The 278-nt window shown below is 48.6% G+C and carries 1 protein-coding gene; it reads right to left on the bottom strand.

The window, feature by feature from the left end; genetic code table 11:
* Nucleotides 1–44: 44 nt before the first annotated feature.
* A partial coding sequence (locus SB773_RS31335) for a DUF4178 domain-containing protein (RefSeq protein WP_410594188.1) occupies nucleotides 45–278 on the bottom strand: 234 nt, incomplete at its 5' end.

Raw genomic sequence — 278 nt, 5'->3', positions numbered from 1 at the left:
GAGCTTGATCAATTTCATCCAACTTTGTGGCATATTCTCACCCCCTACGTTCCGCGTAAGACCTGCACATCAGCTGAAAGGACAGTCTCCCCTTCATATAGCATGAATCGGCCATCCTGCCATTCAATTCGCAGCAGTTGACGCTGATCGGATTGGAATTGCCAGATGTACTGCTCTCCAGATGTATGGAAAGGAGCCTTGCCCACGACATTCACTCGTCCGGTATACTGCTCTTCCAGATGATACGTAACATCATCCATTTCAATCGTCGTCGGTAC

It is taken from the genome of Bacillus sp. SIMBA_074 (genome assembly GCF_046534555.1).
Lineage (GTDB): Bacteria > Bacillota > Bacilli > Bacillales > Bacillaceae_G > Bacillus_A > Bacillus_A mycoides.
This window is presented reverse-complemented; position numbering and strand designations above follow the sequence as displayed.